Source organism: Gottfriedia endophytica, assembly GCF_017814275.1.
GTDB lineage: Bacteria > Bacillota > Bacilli > Bacillales > Bacillaceae_G > Gottfriedia > Gottfriedia endophytica.
This window is the reverse complement of the sequence record NZ_JAGIYQ010000012.1, coordinates 67,506-83,835: the sequence shown is the minus strand read 5'-3', so window position 1 is coordinate 83,835 and position 16,330 is coordinate 67,506. Positions and strand designations below refer to the sequence as shown.

General features: G+C 32.0%; 14 protein-coding genes and 1 other annotated feature. Of the genes, 10 read left to right on the top strand and 4 right to left on the bottom strand.

All coding sequences use genetic code 11. The features are described from left to right. Window positions 1–106: 106 nt before the first annotated feature. Entirely contained in the window at window positions 107–538 is a 432-nt protein-coding gene (locus J5Y03_RS15545; protein WP_209406914.1) for a hypothetical protein, read from the bottom strand. Window positions 539–766: 228 nt separating this feature from the next. Between J5Y03_RS15545 and J5Y03_RS15540 the strand changes: the two genes are divergently transcribed. The 5 genes from J5Y03_RS15540 (at window position 767) to J5Y03_RS15520 (ending at window position 5,514) form a co-directional block, all read left to right on the top strand. Beyond that, window positions 767–1,966: a sensor histidine kinase gene (locus J5Y03_RS15540; RefSeq protein ID WP_209406913.1), complete on the top strand. Its 1,200-nt coding sequence runs from the start codon at window positions 767–769 to the stop codon at window positions 1,964–1,966. Further along, a complete protein-coding gene (locus tag J5Y03_RS15535) occupies window positions 1,963–2,631 on the top strand; it encodes a response regulator transcription factor (protein WP_209406912.1) in 669 nt (222 codons plus the stop codon). The genes J5Y03_RS15540 and J5Y03_RS15535 overlap by 4 nt, the downstream gene beginning before the upstream one ends. A 47-nt stretch (window positions 2,632–2,678) precedes the next feature. After that, window positions 2,679–3,488, top strand: a complete 810-nt coding sequence (locus tag J5Y03_RS15530) for a DUF817 domain-containing protein (RefSeq protein ID WP_209406911.1) — start codon at window positions 2,679–2,681, stop codon at window positions 3,486–3,488. A 645-nt stretch (window positions 3,489–4,133) separates the two neighbouring features. Beyond that, entirely contained in the window at window positions 4,134–4,850 is a 717-nt protein-coding gene (locus J5Y03_RS15525; RefSeq protein WP_209406910.1) for a ZIP family metal transporter, read from the top strand. A gap of 166 nt (window positions 4,851–5,016) precedes the next feature. Continuing rightward, entirely contained in the window at window positions 5,017–5,514 is a 498-nt protein-coding gene (locus J5Y03_RS15520; protein WP_209406909.1) for a GNAT family N-acetyltransferase, read from the top strand. A 303-nt stretch (window positions 5,515–5,817) separates the two neighbouring features. On the opposite strand, the gene J5Y03_RS15515 is transcribed toward J5Y03_RS15520, so the two are convergent. The 3 genes from J5Y03_RS15515 to J5Y03_RS15505 form a co-directional block, all read right to left on the bottom strand. Next, window positions 5,818–6,024 carry a hypothetical protein gene (locus tag J5Y03_RS15515; RefSeq protein WP_209406908.1) on the bottom strand — a complete coding sequence of 69 codons (207 nt, stop codon included), beginning with the start codon at window positions 6,022–6,024 and terminating at the stop codon, window positions 5,818–5,820. 162 nt (window positions 6,025–6,186) lie between these two features. Continuing rightward, window positions 6,187–7,782 (bottom strand): peptide chain release factor 3, encoded by a 1,596-nt coding sequence (locus J5Y03_RS15510; protein WP_209406907.1) that lies wholly within the window; start codon window positions 7,780–7,782, stop codon window positions 6,187–6,189. Between the two features lie 295 nt (window positions 7,783–8,077). Then, window positions 8,078–8,851, bottom strand: a complete 774-nt coding sequence (locus tag J5Y03_RS15505; protein ID WP_209406906.1) for an SDR family NAD(P)-dependent oxidoreductase — start codon at window positions 8,849–8,851, stop codon at window positions 8,078–8,080. 442 nt (window positions 8,852–9,293) lie between these two features. After that, window positions 9,294–9,537 (top strand) — a binding site (T-box leader). 54 nt (window positions 9,538–9,591) lie between these two features. Between J5Y03_RS15505 and ileS the strand changes: the two genes are divergently transcribed. The 5 genes from ileS (at window position 9,592) to J5Y03_RS15480 (ending at window position 16,123) form a co-directional block, all read left to right on the top strand. Further along, window positions 9,592–12,678 carry an isoleucine--tRNA ligase gene (ileS, locus tag J5Y03_RS15500; protein ID WP_209406905.1) on the top strand — a complete coding sequence of 1,029 codons (3,087 nt, stop codon included), beginning with the start codon at window positions 9,592–9,594 and terminating at the stop codon, window positions 12,676–12,678. 168 nt (window positions 12,679–12,846) lie between these two features. Continuing rightward, window positions 12,847–13,122: a hypothetical protein gene (locus tag J5Y03_RS15495; RefSeq protein ID WP_209406904.1), complete on the top strand. Its 276-nt coding sequence runs from the start codon at window positions 12,847–12,849 to the stop codon at window positions 13,120–13,122. Window positions 13,123–13,453: 331 nt separating this feature from the next. Beyond that, the gene (locus J5Y03_RS15490) at window positions 13,454–13,819 is read left to right on the top strand and encodes an ArsR/SmtB family transcription factor (RefSeq protein WP_209406903.1); all 366 of its coding nucleotides are present in this window, start codon (window positions 13,454–13,456) and stop codon (window positions 13,817–13,819) included. Continuing rightward, window positions 13,809–14,264, top strand: a complete 456-nt coding sequence (locus J5Y03_RS15485; protein WP_209406902.1) for a DNA mismatch repair protein — start codon at window positions 13,809–13,811, stop codon at window positions 14,262–14,264. Before J5Y03_RS15490 ends, J5Y03_RS15485 begins: the two co-directional genes overlap by 11 nt. A 95-nt stretch (window positions 14,265–14,359) precedes the next feature. Continuing rightward, the gene (locus tag J5Y03_RS15480) at window positions 14,360–16,123 is read left to right on the top strand and encodes a SulP family inorganic anion transporter (RefSeq protein WP_209406901.1); all 1,764 of its coding nucleotides are present in this window, start codon (window positions 14,360–14,362) and stop codon (window positions 16,121–16,123) included. Window positions 16,124–16,330: the final 207 nt, after the last annotated feature.

Genomic DNA, 16,330 nt, shown 5'->3' with positions numbered 1-16,330 from the left:
AAAGATCTAGAATGCTTTAGCAGTTTTTTGTATGAATAAAACGATTCAACACAAAGTTCTTTAAATATAAGTTCTAATAAATAACAATAATGTAGTCTATCAGTGCCTATTTTTTAAAAATATTAATATTCATATTATCTTTTATTTCTTTTTGTATGAGATGAATATCATTTACTGTAGCTTTATCCATTTCAGCTTTCTGCTTAATCTGAAATAGTATTTTTTCCTTTTTATTTAATTTATTTACTGTGCTCTTTTTAATTTTTTTTAAAAAGAAAGGTACATCTTCTTTTTTAAATTCTTCAAATGTGTTGTGAAAATTATTTATTTCAACGACAATTAACTCTTGGTCTTTTTTACTTAATTGTTGCTTCTTTTCTAAAATATTCATTTCTTCGTTGAAACGATTTAAGGAATATTCTAGACGCTCTGCCTTTGAAGCAATATTGGTTTTAAATGTACATCCACATAAAAAGATGATTAATAGTATACTAGTTAAAAATAGAAATAGATTAATGAAGTTTACTCTAATTCTCAAATATCTTCCCCCATGTATTTTTTGATTATTTAATCTCAATATAACTGGAAATAGTCACATTGTTTAGTTACTTCTAGCTAATAATTAGTCATGGTCTTTTTGATTTTATTAAATTAAAGCAATTAAGGTTTAATCAGAAACTTTATAATATTGTAAAATGTATTGACCTATAGAAATTTATAATAGGATAATAGAGTGATTATATATATTTGAAAGAAGATGAAGTAAATGAAGGTTTATCCTAAAAATAGAACGTGGAATTGGCTTGATACGTTCTTATTTATAGTGCGTACAACGTGGGTTTCTTTTAATGTAATGAATGTCCTCCCGTTATTTACGAATCCAACAGCTAAATTGTTATTATTAATATGGTTTTTTTGCTTATATATTTGTCCATATATATTTTATAGGCCAGGGTATATTAAATTTCATTATTATTTAATAACAGAATTTTTGTTAACAGGAAGTATGTTTTTATTTCTAATCATTGAATTTTACAAAGCTGGACCAGACATATTAGAAGTTATGATTTTTCCAATATTAACCATTTCTTTTGTCAGTCAGTATAGGCCATTAAATTGGATTTCCCCTATAGTTAGTATGGTCATTCTAATACTCGGTATTTATTTTGGTCATTTCTACAATAATATAGGAATAATTGGACGTATTATTGATATCTTTATTTTTTATGGTTTTGGTTTTGCGTTAGGGAAGGTTACTGAAATGAGTCGGAGTAGAAAAGAACTGATTGATTCAATTCAGATCAAAAATAACACATTAGAGCAATACGCGAAAAGAATAGAAGAATTAACGATTATTGAAGAAAGAAATAGAGTTTCTCAAGACTTACATGATACGGTAGGACATATCTTCACCTCGGTTATCACAAGCCTTGATGCACTTCCTTACCTAATTAAAGAAAATAGAGAAGAAGCAGAACAATACATCAAAGAGATTTCAAATTTAGCTAGAAAAGGATTAGATGATGTCAGGCATACAATTCATCAATTATCACCATTAGAAGAAAATCAATCACTTAGTGAGATGTTTACTTGTATAATAGAAGATTTTAATAAACATACGGGAACAAAAGTAGATTTTCAAATACAAGGTTCAGAAAGGGATATTGGGGAGAGAATTAAATATACGCTTACTCGATGCTTGCAGGAGTCTTTAACGAATGCAAAAAGGCATGGGTTGGCCAATCAAATTATGATACATATCCATTTTTTATGTGAGAACATTGTACTTAAAATAAAGGACAACGGAATAGGTTCTAGGAAAATTAAGCCTGGTTTTGGTTTGAATTCTATGAATGATCGATTAACTTCCAACGGTGGATCATTTCAAATTGTATCAAAGCCAAAAAGTGGAACAGAAATTACATGTTTGATTCCTTTACCAAAGGAGGAAATAGATGATTTATGATTAATACAATTATTGTTGAAGACCAAGAATTAATTCGAAAGAGCTTAATGATTGTTTTAGAGAGTATGTCTGATGTAAAAGTGATTGGACTAGCCGGAAATGGGAAAGAAGCTATACGACTATGTGAAAGTAGTGTACCTGAAATAATTTTAATGGATATTCAAATGCCAATAATGGATGGAGTTCAAGCTACTAAAGAAATTAAGGAACGATGGCCAGAAGCAAAAGTTATTATTCTTACAACCTTTCAAGATATTACACATGTCAGAAATGCCTTAAATGCAGGTGCTGAAGGGTATATTCTTAAAGCAGTAAATCCTCAATTTTTAGTTAAAGGAATTGAATTGGTTTATCATGGGGGCACCTTAATTCCACAGCATCTCGCGAAAGAAGTATTTTTTAATATGAGTGAAGAGGAAGAAAATAGGGATGAATTGTCTTATGAACTAAATGAAAAGAATCCTTATGGTTTAAATAAACAGGAATTTAAAGTCCTAAAATATTTAGCTCAAGGTTTACAAAATAAAGCGATCTCAGAATTGATGTATTTGTCTTTAGGAACAGTTAAAAATTATATTTCTACAATCTATTCTAAATTAAACGTAAAAAACAGGTCCGCTGCAATTATGAAAGCAATGGAAGAGAGTTTAATTTCAAAAAAATAATTTGCCATTATATATACACTTTTTATCAATTTATAAAGGAATTTTTTATGACGATTACAAGTAAATTACAACGGTTTATTTATTTTTTAATAGTTTTTACATTCGAAGAAGCAATGTGTTGCTTATTCCCAGTTTTTATATTTGCAACTCTAGCAATATCAAAAGTTGTGATGATCCCAGGTTTACCTCGGTACGATTTAATTTTAATTGTGTGCATCTTAATTCAATTTCTTTTTATATTTTTAGGTTATGAGACAAAAGAAGAACTTTTGATGATTTGTTTATTTCATTTAATTGGTATTTGTTTAGAAATTTTTAAAGTCCACATGGGTTCATGGGCTTATCCAGAGTTTTCATATTTGAAAATAGGAGGAGTACCACTATATAGTGGGTTTATGTATGCAAGTGTAGGAAGCTATATCTGTCAAGCATGGAAGAGGTTCAATTTAAGTGTGAGTAATTATCCAAGTGCAAAGGTTACTTTACTAATAGGTTTTGTGATTTATGCTAACTTTTTTACACATCACTTCATACTTGATCTAAGATGGTTCATTTTAGTTTTATTAGTTATTGTATATAGACGTTCAATTGTGTTTTTTCAATTGAAAGGACAAGAATTCAAAATGCCTTTAATTCTATCATTTTTCTTGATTGGTTTTTTTATTTGGATTGCAGAAAATATCGCAACATTTTTAGGAGCATGGGCCTACCCAAATCAAGCATCCCATTGGCAAGTTGTTCATCCTGGAAAAATCACATCTTGGTTTTTATTAGTCATTATTAGTTTTATTTTAGTGGCTTTTGTTAACAGAAAACAACAAAAAAGAGAAGAGAGATATTCATATAGTTTAATGTAATTAGAAAAATAAGATATTGAAAAAATTTCTAAGGAGATTTTATATGAATAATTATAATGCAGTTAGATTACAAGATAAAAAATAATCTATTATCATAGAACTCTCTAAATGCATAAATCCAACTTAAGAAAATGAAGAATAAATTGGGTTTTTGAAATTTATATAAAGAACAATTAGATGCATTACTCCAAGTAGAAGGAAGTAATGCTTTTTTTGTTGAACTAAATATGTACTTTACTAAACCTAGAGAACTTAAGGGAGGAGAGGATAAATTTGGTGATAAGACTTGCTCAAATCAAGGATATTGAACAATTAATAAAGATGAGATGGGATTTTACGATAGAAGAAGAGACTCTTTTCTATAGTATTGTTATTTTTTAAAAGTTTTTGATTTAAAAAATGATGATTAAGAAGTTGATTGGAACGGAAGGTGCGAGACTCCTGTGGGAGTAGCGGGACAGGTGAGACCCCGCAGGACCGATAGCGACGAGGAGGCTCACCGCCCGCCTCACGGAAAGCGAGCAACCTGAAGTGGAAATCAACTTATCACCTTCTTAAATAGCAACAAAGTATACGAAAACTTTTGGTCATTTCTTCATCTGAACAGCATATCATTTATATATGATAGATGGAGGACAAGTTTATATGAATGAAGGTATTTTTATTAGTTCATTTTGTACGGTACTTGGAGCAATTCCTGCCTTATTTATGAAAAATATATCTCATCAGGTGAAAGATAGTATTTTAGCATACAGTGCTGGTATCATGGTGGCAGCATCAACTTATGGATTAATTCCATCTACTTTAAAATTATCAAACATGATCGTTCTAACCATTGGAATGTTACTTGGCGTTTTTATTTTAATGTTTATTGAAAGTACTTTACCTCATGTTGATTTATATCATTCAAATAAAAGATTTAATCCACGTATTTTACTAATTATTATAGCTATGGGAATTCATAATGTACCAGAAGGTTTATCTACTGGAGTAAGTTATGCAAGTTCACATGAAAACTTAGGACAATTAGTTTCATTTGCAATTGGCCTACAAAATATACCAGAAGGATTTCTAATCTCGTTCTTTTTAATCACAATTGGCAATTCGAAATCTAAAGCATTTATTTATACTACAATCACAGGATTGATTGAATTATCTGCTTCAATAATAGGTGTAAATTTTGCAGGTAAATTTGAATGGATTAATCCTTATGGTTTAGCATTTGCAGCTGGTGCCATGCTTTTTGTTGTGTATAAAGAAATTATTCCTGAGAGCCATGGTGATGGGAATGAACGAGCTGCAACTTTCTCTTTTATACTTGGGTTAATTTCGATGGTTGGTTTGACGCAGTGGATAAGATAATCCTATAGTTCAAGTGAAGGCTAATTGTATATTTGAAGATTAGGTTATTGGAGAAATAATCTGGTTTTCTTAATCTTATAGACAAAAAATATTTTGAATAATAAAAAAATTATTTATTCCCTCCGATAATATAGGAAAGATTTCTAAATAATCGGAGGGGATAGTTATGTTTATAAGGGAAATAAAAGTTGAGGATGCTGAAAGATTTGTAGAATTAATAAAGGAAGTTGAATCTAAGGCAGATTTCATGTTGATGGAAGCCGGAGAGAGGAAAATTACATCTGAACAACAACGTAAACAATTAGAGCAAATCGAAAAGAGGAATAATTCAACGATCTTCGTTGCCGAACAAGAAGAGAAACTAGTAGGTTATCTAATCGTTATTGGAGGAAGCGCAAGAAGAACGAAGCATTCAGCATATCTTGTAATTGGTATTTTAAAAGACTACCGAGGATGTGGGATTGGTACAAAATTATTTAAACAGTTAGAAGAGTGGGCTAAAGCCCATAATATTTTGAGGTTAGAACTTTCAGTAGTAACGCAAAATATAGTAGGATTATCACTCTATAAAAAAATGGGATTTGAAATAGAAGGTACAAAACGAAATTCACTAATAATCGATAACAAGTTTTTCAATGAGTATTTTATGGCGAAATTGTTATAAGAATGGGTAAGTTATTAATAAAAAGGCAGGCTCTTTTCGAATACATTGTTGCTACTTAGTATGTGTAAGATGATTGGAACGTAGGGATGCTCGCTTTCCTAGGGGCGTGAGCTGAGCCTCCTCGTCGAATACGCTCCTATGGGGTCTCAGCCTTCCCGCATCTCCCACAGAAGCCTCTGCAACCTTCCGTTCCAATTAACTTTTGTCTTTAATTTATAAAACCTAAAAGTAAAAATCTTTATAAAAGAGCCCATAAAAAAAGCCAGAAAAATTAATCCGGCTTTGTAATAATATGTATACAGCTTATTCTTCAAAAAAATCTTTGAATTTCTGATTGTCTGATTTGTCTTCATTTTGAACATATGGATTATCTGCGGTTGAATCTTTAGGATCCAGATTTGTTTTAATGACTAATGTAGGGCCAGATGTTCCACGCTCGGCAATTATTCGGTCATTTAATTCTTTAAAGTCTGGTAGATTTTTATTTCCAGGTTTAATTGGGTCTGTCATAGCAGCACCTCCTGAAAATTAGGATGCAGTTTTCCTTGAAAAATTATGTATTACATAATAAATTGGTTAGTATTAAGATCAACAATAATAAAAAGAAGAAAGTGACTGATTTCGTTTCAGCCACTTTTCTTGATTATAAATATATGTTAAAAGGTTTTAAGATTACTCTGGTGCAATTTCGTTATTAACATCTAGAGCTTCTACAAGTTCCATCTCTTCATGACGTTCTTGGAAACGTTCGAAAGTGAATGTATTTGCAAATAAGAATACAGGACGTTCAAAACGATCAAAAACAAGCATGTTACGTGAATCTTGATATTTTTTCAAAGCTTTCACATCATCTGTTTTTACCCAGCGAGCAATTGTATATGGAACTGATTCCATACGAACATCAGCACCGTACTCATTTTTTAAACGATATTCAAATACTTCAAATTGAAGTTGACCAACAGCACCTAGAATTACCTCGTTATACTCATTTTTGTATACTTGGATAGCTCCTTCTTGTGCTAATTGTTCTACTCCCTTGTGGAAGTGTTTTGATTTTAAAGAGTTAACTGGACTTACACGAAGGAATAATTCCGGCGGGAAAGTCGGTAATGGCTCGAAGAAGACTTTTTGTTTTCCAATAGTAAGAGTATCTCCAATTTGATACGTACCTGAATCATATATACCGATGACATCACCAGCATATGCTTTATTAATTGTTTCACGATCATTCGCCATCAGTTGAGTTGACTGACTAAGTTTAATTTGTTTTCCAGTACGAGAAAGCATAACATTCATACCACGTTCGAAAGTACCTGAACAAATACGTAAAAAAGCAATACGGTCACGGTGTGCTGGGTTCATATTTGCTTGAATTTTGAAGATAAAGCCGCTAAACGATTCATCAGTAGGATTTACTTCACCCAAGTTCGTTTTACGTGGACCTGGAGCAGGTGACATATCTAGGAAATGATTTAGGAATGGTGTCACACCAAAATCAACAAGTGCAGTTCCAAAAAATACTGGTGTTAATTCACCTGTTTGAACAAGTTCTAGATCAAATTCATTACCTGCACCTTCAAGAAGGTCAACTTCGTTACGAAGATTTTCAAGGTTTTCAGCAGTTAAATGTCCTTCAAGTTCACTTCCTTGAACGCCATCTTCACCAAGCTTAATCACTTCGTCTTTACGGAATAAATGAACTTCATTTTCTAAGCGATCATATACACCTTCGAATTGGAAACCACTACCAATTGGCCAAGTTACCGCAACTGATGGCATACCAAGAACTTCTTCAAGTTCTTCCATTAATTCCAATGGATCCTTTGCTTGTCGGTCTAGCTTGTTCATAAATGTAAAGATTGGAATTCCACGCATTCTACAAACTTGGAAAAGTTTCTTTGTTTGTGCTTCAATCCCTTTTGCTGCGTCGATAACCATTACAGCACTGTCAACTGAAGTTAGTACACGGTAAGTATCTTCACCAAAGTCATTATGTCCTGGAGTGTCCATAATCGAAACCATTTTTTCATCATATTCAAACTGCATAACAGAAGATGTAACAGAAATACCACGTTGTTTTTCAATTTCCATCCAGTCTGATTTTGCATATTTTGAATTTTTTTGTGCTTTTACAGTACCTGCTTCACGAATTGCACCACCATGAAGAAGTAATTTTTCAGTAAGTGTTGTTTTACCAGCATCCGGATGGGAAATAATACCGAAGATGCGTCGTTTAGACACTTGATTTATTAGCTCTTGATTTGCCATCTATTATTAATTCCTTTCTAAAAACAAAAATAAATTCTCAGTGATTACACATCTTCCTATTATACTCGAATAATCCTGTTGAAGAAACATCTTATCTTAAGAATAATGAGAAGAATGAACTGAATAGACATATATTTTTTGATTGATAAGTTCTTGAATACTGCTAAATATACAATAGGGATAGATTGGGATTAGAAAATTCTAAAAACCGAGCCTCTGCTTTTAGCGAGGCTCGGTTTTTAAATACACTATTATTGGTAATCTACGATACAGTTACAATATCAATCCAAGCTTTTTAGTAAAAAACGGTATCTCCAATTCCGCCGGTTACCGAAATGACATCACCAGTAATCGATGCCGCCAAAGGTGAAGCTAGGAAGGTAATGACATTTGCAATTTCTTCTACTGTAATCAAGCGGCCGAGTGAATTAAGTGCTGCCATCTGACGCACAGCCTCTTTGTTAGTGACTCGGTTTCTAAACATTTCCGTATCGACAATTCCTGGATAAACAGCATTAACATTAATTCCGTGCTTTCCTAATTCCATTGATGCGGATTTTGTTAAATGGACAACAGATGCATTGCGTGGACCGGAACTAAAATAATTGCCACCAATTCTAGCAGCCAGACCACTTATATTTATAATACGTCCCCAATTATTTTCTATCATATAAGGAGCTACAGCTCGGATACAACGAAAATAGCCCATATACTTTTCTTCAAAATCTTTCAAAATAAGTTCATCTTTAATACTATTAAAATCCTCTGGCTCAAAGCCGCCAACACGAGCTCCACTGTTGATTAAAATATCAATGCTTCCCATTGCTGCTACTGATTTTTCAACTAAATTTATGATAGAGTCAGGATCAGTGGTATCTGCTACAATTGGATAAATATTTCTGTTTGTTTCTTGAGCTAATTCCTCTGCAGCAATTTTAAGTGAGGATTCATTTCTTGAACAAATCGTACAATCCACACCTTCTAGAGCCAATTGGCGAGCAGTAGCTTTTCCAATCCCTCGGCTTCCTCCTACAATCAGTGCTTTTTTTCCAGATAACTTTAAGTCCATAGTTCATCCTCCTGTTTTGATTTAACCGTAAAAGACCAAACATGAAAGTTAATTTTAGTTATATTAAATCATTTCTATTTGTGATTCCACAGATAAATTATATTGTACTTAAGTACTTCTAATATAAAATAAAAAAAACTATATTGTAAATAAAATAGTCCAGATAGTTGATAAACAAGTTGATTGGAGAGGAAGGTGCGAAACTTTTGTGGGAGTATCCTTACGTTCCAATCAACTAAGCGCATTCTTAAATACAACAGAGTTTACGAAAACAGAAAAAATTTAAAGACTGCTTAAAGTATATTAAATTAATATGGATCACATACTGTAGTTAATTGGCATTACTGATACTTGTAACTAAATTAAATATTTAGGGGAAAATATTCAGATTAATTTGACATTTTTATTTCATTTGCTATATAATATAGAACAATTAAAGCACACAAATTCGATGACGAGAAAAAGTAATTCATGATTCTGTTCTACAGAGAGCCAGTAGATGCTGAAAGCTGGTGTTCAGGTCATAAATGAAGATCCTCTCCGAGAAGTCAGACTGAAATAAAGTAAGTTTGAACGGATGTCTACCGTTAAAAAGAACGCATATGATTGTATGTGACTGAGTGCTATTGTGAACGGACAGTTTTCAATAGAATTAGGGTGGTATCGCGGTTAAACCCGTCCCTTTTATAGGGGCGGGTTTTTGTGTGCTTTAATTAATTAATAATAAGGAGCGATATCAAATGGAAAAAGAAACTGTTCAACAAATGGAAAAAAGAATTCAGGAAATGTGGTCAAAAAATCACACTTTTAAAAAATCAATAGACCTTAGAAAAAATGATGATTCATTTGTATTTTATGAAGGACCTCCTACAGCTAATGGCCTACCACATGTTGGTCATGCGTTAGGACGTACAATTAAAGATGTAGTGGCAAGATACAAAACAATGATGGGATATCAAGTTGTTAGAAAAGCTGGGTGGGATACCCATGGCTTGCCAGTGGAACTAGGTGTAGAGAAGCAATTAGGTATTTCAGGTAAAAATGAGATTGAAAACTATGGTGTTGAAGCTTTTATTGAAAAATGTAGAGAAAGTGTTTTTGTATATGAAAAACAATGGAGGGATTTTACAGAAAAACTTGGTTACTGGGTTGATATGGATGATCCATATGTTACATTAAATAATTCATATATCGAAAGTGTATGGAATATTCTTGGGACAATTCATGAAAAGGGATTACTGACGAAAGGGCACCGAGTTTCACCATATTGCCCTAGCTGTCAAACATCCCTAAGCTCTCACGAAGTAGCTCAGGGATACAAAATGGTTAAGGATTTATCTGCAACCATAAAATTTAAGATTAAAAATCGTGAAAATGAATATTTTCTTGGATGGACTACAACACCTTGGACTTTACCTGCAAATGTCGCATTAGCTGTTAATCCAACAATGATGTATGTAAGGGCGAAAAAAGGTGAAGAGGTTTATATTGTAGCGGAAACATTAGCACCAACTATTTTAAAACAGGATTTTGAGATTTTAACAGTACATCGAGGATCTGAATTAGTTGGAACTCCTTATTTACCTCCATTTAATTTTGTAAAAGTAGAAAAAGGACATTGTATCGTTGGTGCTGACTTTGTAACAGAAAAGAGTGGTACTGGAATTGTACACATCGCACCAGCATATGGTGAAGATGACTATAAAGTTGTTCAAGAAAATGGTTTATCATTTGTGAATGTTGTAGATGAAAAAGGTCGTTATACTTCTGACGTAACAAATTTTAAAGGACGATTTGTAAAAGAGTGTGATGTGGATATTGTCCGTAACTTAGCTGAAAAAGGGTTATTATTTAACAAGGAAAAATATGAACATAACTACCCACACTGTTGGCGTTGTGATTCGCCTCTATTGTATTATGCGAACGAAAACTGGTTCATCAAAACCACTGCACTAAAAGAACAATTTATCAAGAACAATGAAGAAGTAATTTGGCATCCTGATCATATTAAGCACGGGAGATTTGGCAATTTTTTAGAACAAATGGTTGATTGGAATATTAGCCGAAAAAGATATTGGGGAACGCCATTAAACGTATGGCAGTGTGATCATTGTCAGCATCAAACAGCTCCTAAAAGTATAAAAGAGTTAATTCAACTGTCTGTCCATCCACTAAATGAAGATATTGATTTGCATAAGCCGTATGTAGATCATGTGAAGTTAAAGTGTGATCAATGCGGTGGAACAATGACAAGGACACCAGAAGTAATTGATGTCTGGTTTGATAGTGGATCAATGCCGTTTGCACAGTATCATTATCCATTCGAAAACAAATCAATGTTTGAAAAACAATTTCCGGCTGATGTTGTGATTGAAGGAATTGATCAAACGCGTGGTTGGTTTTATAGTTTACTTGCTGTTTCAACTTTATTTACAGGAAAAGTTCCTTATAAGCGTGTTTTATCCCTTGGACATGTTTTAGATGAAAACGGGCAAAAAATGTCTAAAAGTAAAGGAAACGCACTTGATCCTGTAGAGTTAATTCAAAAGTATGGAGCCGATTCTTTAAGATGGGCATTGATGATTGATAGTGCACCATGGAATCCAAAACGTTTTTCTGAACGTGTAGTTCAAGAAGCTAAATCAAAATTAATAGATACGTTAATTAATGTTCATAGTTTTTATTCGCTTTACGCACATTTAGATGGATTTGATCCAGAAACAAATTATTCTATTAACAAAAAGAAATTAGACGATTGGATTTTATCTCGTTTGCACAGTACGATTAAAAAATGTAGAGAGAATCTTGAGGATTATCAATTTACAAATGCAGCTAGAGCAATCGCAACATTATTAGAAGAAGTAAGTAATTGGTACTTAAGACGATCTAGGGAACGATTTTGGTCTAGTGGAATGAATGAAGTTAAGGCGGCTGCTTATTGTACCCTTTATGAAGTCTTGACGAAAATAAGTCAATTGTTAGCACCGTTTACTCCATTTATTGCTGAGGAAATTTTTTCAAAGCTAAAAGGAAATAGTGTCCATCTGTCAGATTATCCAAATTATAACGAAGAATTGATCAATCCAAAATTAGAAAAAGAGATGGAGGCAGTACTGAAAGTGGTTGAATTAGGTAGAAGCATTAGAAATTCCAATTCGTTAAAAGTTAAACAACCATTAGCAAGTTTATCTTTAATAAGTAATCATCATGAAATGGATTGGGATCATTATCAAGATATCGTTATGGATGAATTGAATGTAAAAGATTTTCAATTAATAAAAGATGATGAAATGTTTACTACATTCAAGCTAAAACTAGATTTCAAAAAATCAGCTGCAAAGTTTGGAAAACAGTCAAATTATGTAAATCAAGTGCTTCAACAACTTACAAATGAGGAATGCAAAAAGTTAATCAGTTTTGGGTATAGTGAAATGATTACATCTTCTAATGAAATGATAAAAGTTTATTTAAAGGATGTTTTAATTGAAAAAGTTGCCAAAGAGGGCTATTCCTCTGCAACAAATGGAGATTACACAGTTACGTTAGATATTTCCTTATCAGAAGACTTAATTCAAGAAGGAATTGCTCGGGAACTAATTCGTTCAATTCAGGAACATAGAAAAAAATTAAACCTACCAATTAATATGCGCGTTGATATTAATTTTTCTGGAGAGGAAGAGCTATTAGTAATTATTGAAAAGTTTAAAGTAATGCTTAAAGAAAATTTACTAATGCGTAATTTTCAAACGAAAGAGAATTTGTCTGGAGGAACAGAATTAAAAGTAGCTAATTTCACTACAAAAATTGAATTAGTCCCTGTTAATTAAATTATAAGATCTTTTAAACACCTATATAATAGGAAGAAATTAATTAAATTGAAAGTATCTTGCTTTTTTCTCTAATTGAAATTGAGTGAGACAGGAATGAAACACAAATCTACCTAATTATTGGCTGAATATTAGAAAAATTGTTATAATGGTTTAAGGGGTGAACTTTTGAAGCAATTTAGTAATTTATCAATAGTATTTATCTTTATCGGGATAGTATTGTTAGGAGTTAATTACTTCAGTACGAATTTTAATGAGTTAATTGTTTTATTTGGATATATTTCAATTATTCTAGGAGTAATTAATTCATATATTGCGATTATGAAAAAAGAAACAGGTAGTTTGAAATATTTATCTATTGGTTCTTTCTTTGTAGTTCTGCTATTGATAACATTATTTGACCCATTCCAATTATTACGTGTTCTTACTTGGATTAATAATTAGATCATAAAGTTTTATATAAATTAAAAGAGAAAAGCCAATCCTTAATTATAAGGGATTGGCTTTTTGCATGTTTCATTCATGAAGAAAGGGAATGAAAATTGTTTTTTTATTTATGTCAAATATAGGAAATGCTATTAATCAAATAACTCGATCATATCTATTTTTAACAAACAGAATATCATCAAATTTGATTAACAGAGCTTATTAATGAAAATTTTTAAATTTATATTGAATATTGAAATCAATAGAAGTACTATATACATATTCAAATCTTTGAATATGTATATAGTAAATTTAGACATACTCAGATTAATGTTATGGAGGCGTTTTAATGGGAGGCGAATTACAACAATTTAAGGCGGACTTTTTTAAGGCCTTATCTCATCCTTTACGAATTCGAATTCTCGAATTGTTATCAGAAGGTGAAAAAAGTGTAAATGAAATTCAGAGCATTCTTAATAAGGAAGGGTCTGCTGTTTCTCAACAATTAAGTTTGCTTCGTGCAAAAAATATTGTAGTTGGCACTAAAGATGGCAAACGAGTTTTATATTCCTTACGAGATCCAATGATCATGAATTTACTAGAAGTTGCACGTGAAATATTTAATAATCATTTGATTGACACAATTACAATGTTTGAAGAATTAGATGATACAGATAGTAATAAGACAACCAAGGAGGAACCAGTTGAGTATTGAAGTAAAGAAAGAATATATTATCCAACATGGATTAGAAATATTTCACTTAATAGGAGCTCATCACGTGTGTAATGTTTGTATTAAAAGTGGAGAATCCTGTTGTTTTTTATGCCACCATTTAGAGGATGGAGTTGGCTGTCAAAAGAGAAATACTTCTTGTACAGCATGGCTATGTGGAATACAAAGTTATTTATTTGAACAAATTGAACTATTAGATGAATGGAATCAATTTTGGAGGGAAATTCCTGGTCAAATGTTTAGGAGAGATCATACGCCAGATAAAGTTCGTATAAAATCGTTTATTAATAAAGAGAATCTGACTAGTCATGCTGGCAAACATCTAGCAGAACGGTTGAGCCTATACGTCCAAGAGGGTGGAGATTTAGGGAAATTAGAACGTAAATTAGACAAAAAGTATAGTAAATATTTAGGTGATCCACGGTAGTAAATAGTTAAATGTATTAATAAAAGACTAATGCATACGTGACTTGCTTTTTTCATATAAAACAAGATTACTAATTTAGAAAAGAAGGGTTTGTAATGAAGCGTATTTTTACAGGGAGATTTGAAGGATATTCAATCGGAAACTTTCAAAAGGATCTTCTTTCAGGAATAATTGTTGGTGTAGTTGCTATTCCTCTCGCTATGTCTTTTGCGATTGCTTCAGGAGTTAATCCAGAATATGGAATTTATACTACTTGTATTGCTGGGATATTAATTTCGTTATTCGGAGGTTCGAAGTATCAAATTGGAGGTCCCACAGGTGCATTTGTTCCAATTCTTTTAGGAATTGTTATTCACTATGGTTATGAAAATTTACTACTTGCTAGTTTACTAGCCGGGGTCATCTTATGTCTAATGGGAATATTTAAACTAGGTTCGTTAATTAAGTATATTCCACGGCCGGTAACAATAGGATTTACATCAGGAATAGCGATCAATATCTTTACTGGTCAAATTACAAACTTTTTAGGTCTAACAGGTATCAAAAAACATGAGGCATTTATTGATAATATGAAGGAAATTTTCATTCATATAAATACACTTAATTTTTACAGTGTTATTACTGCTATGATCTGCTTGATTATCATTCTAATCATGCCAAAAATATTTCCAAAGATACCAAGTTCATTAGTAGGTATTATTATTTCAACTTTAATTGCAACCATCTTTTTCAAAGAATATGTTCCAACTATTGGAACAGTTTATGGAACGATTCCAAATACACTTCCAAAGTTTACAATTCCAAATATATCATTAGAACATATAAAACAGTTAATGGGGCCAGCATTTGTAATTGCAATGTTAGGTAGTATTGAATCACTTTTATCAGCTGTCGTTGCAGATGGTATGACAAATAGTAAGCATAATAGTAATAAAGAGCTTATTGGTCAAGGAATCGCCAATATTGTTACACCTTTATTTGGAGGAATTCCAGCAACAGGAGCGATTGCTCGAACAGCAACTAATATTAAAAGCGGGGCAACTTCTCCCATGTCAGGTATTATTCATGGGATATTTGTTTTGCTGATACTTCTTTTGTTAGCTCCATTTGCTTCCCATATTCCACTTGCTAGCATGGCTCCAATTTTGATGGTAGTGGCATGGAATATGAGTGAACGGAAACATTTTTTTCATATTTTTAAAATGAAGTCAGGAGATTCTCTTGTATTACTTGTAACATTCCTATTTACGGTTTTTACAAGCTTAACAACTGCTGTTGAAATTGGACTTATTTTGGCTATTATTTTGTTTACGAAACGAATGAGTAAAATGATTGTCATATCGAAAGTATTACCTGATCATACAAATAAGAATGAAAAATTATATCCACATGTTGTAAATAACTCACATGATTGCCCACAAATTAGTATTTATACAATAGAAGGACCATTGTTTTTTGGTGCTGCAGAAACATTTGAACAAAACATATTAGCAGCTATTCATTATGAACCAAAAGTTTTAATTTTACGTATGGGAAAAGTTCCTTTTATTGATACAACCGGAGAATCCTATTTTAGGAATATCGTACACCATTTTAAAAAACAAGGTGGAGTAGTTCTTATTTCAGGTATTCAACCTGCAGTTAAGGTTACTCTAGAAAAAAATGGGTTGTTTAATGAAGTCGGAGTAGAATATTTTTTCGATCACACGGGAGATGCTATTAATTTTGCCATGGGGCATTTGGATAAGAAAAAATGTGCTGGATGCAAACATTTTGCTTTTCATGAATGTACACAGCTTTCAAAGCAGCCTAAAGAAATCATGACAGTTACAGATCAGGAGAAAGCATTAGATAGTTAATATAAATTAATTTTAATAAAACACTTCCGAAATATTGTGGAAGTGTTTTATTTTTTAGTCTATTTTCTGAATTTGCAACATATCTACTAAAGTGTGTCTTTAAAGGAAAAATAAGACTTGTGAAGAATGTACTATAAGACAAGATTTCATTATTTTCCTGTCAATCAGATTTATATTTTCGGATAGTCGAAAAAGAAATGGAGGAAC

Excerpts from the sequence above, each read along its gene's own strand:
- J5Y03_RS15540 (WP_209406913.1), top strand. The coding sequence starts at position 767 with ATGAAGGTTTATCCTAAAAATAGAACGTGGAATTGGCTTGATACGTTC.
- J5Y03_RS15535 (WP_209406912.1), top strand. The coding sequence starts at position 1,963 with ATGATTAATACAATTATTGTTGAAGACCAAGAATTAATTCGAAAGAGC.
- J5Y03_RS15530 (WP_209406911.1), top strand. The coding sequence starts at position 2,679 with ATGACGATTACAAGTAAATTACAACGGTTTATTTATTTTTTAATAGTT.
- J5Y03_RS15525 (WP_209406910.1), top strand. The coding sequence starts at position 4,134 with ATGAATGAAGGTATTTTTATTAGTTCATTTTGTACGGTACTTGGAGCA.
- J5Y03_RS15520 (WP_209406909.1), top strand. The coding sequence starts at position 5,017 with ATGTTTATAAGGGAAATAAAAGTTGAGGATGCTGAAAGATTTGTAGAA.
- J5Y03_RS15515 (WP_209406908.1), bottom strand. The coding sequence starts at position 6,024 with ATGACAGACCCAATTAAACCTGGAAATAAAAATCTACCAGACTTTAAA.
- J5Y03_RS15510 (WP_209406907.1), bottom strand. The coding sequence starts at position 7,782 with ATGGCAAATCAAGAGCTAATAAATCAAGTGTCTAAACGACGCATCTTC.
- J5Y03_RS15505 (WP_209406906.1), bottom strand. The coding sequence starts at position 8,851 with ATGGACTTAAAGTTATCTGGAAAAAAAGCACTGATTGTAGGAGGAAGC.
- ileS (WP_209406905.1), top strand. The coding sequence starts at position 9,592 with ATGGAAAAAGAAACTGTTCAACAAATGGAAAAAAGAATTCAGGAAATG.
- J5Y03_RS15490 (WP_209406903.1), top strand. The coding sequence starts at position 13,454 with ATGGGAGGCGAATTACAACAATTTAAGGCGGACTTTTTTAAGGCCTTA.
- J5Y03_RS15480 (WP_209406901.1), top strand. The coding sequence starts at position 14,360 with ATGAAGCGTATTTTTACAGGGAGATTTGAAGGATATTCAATCGGAAAC.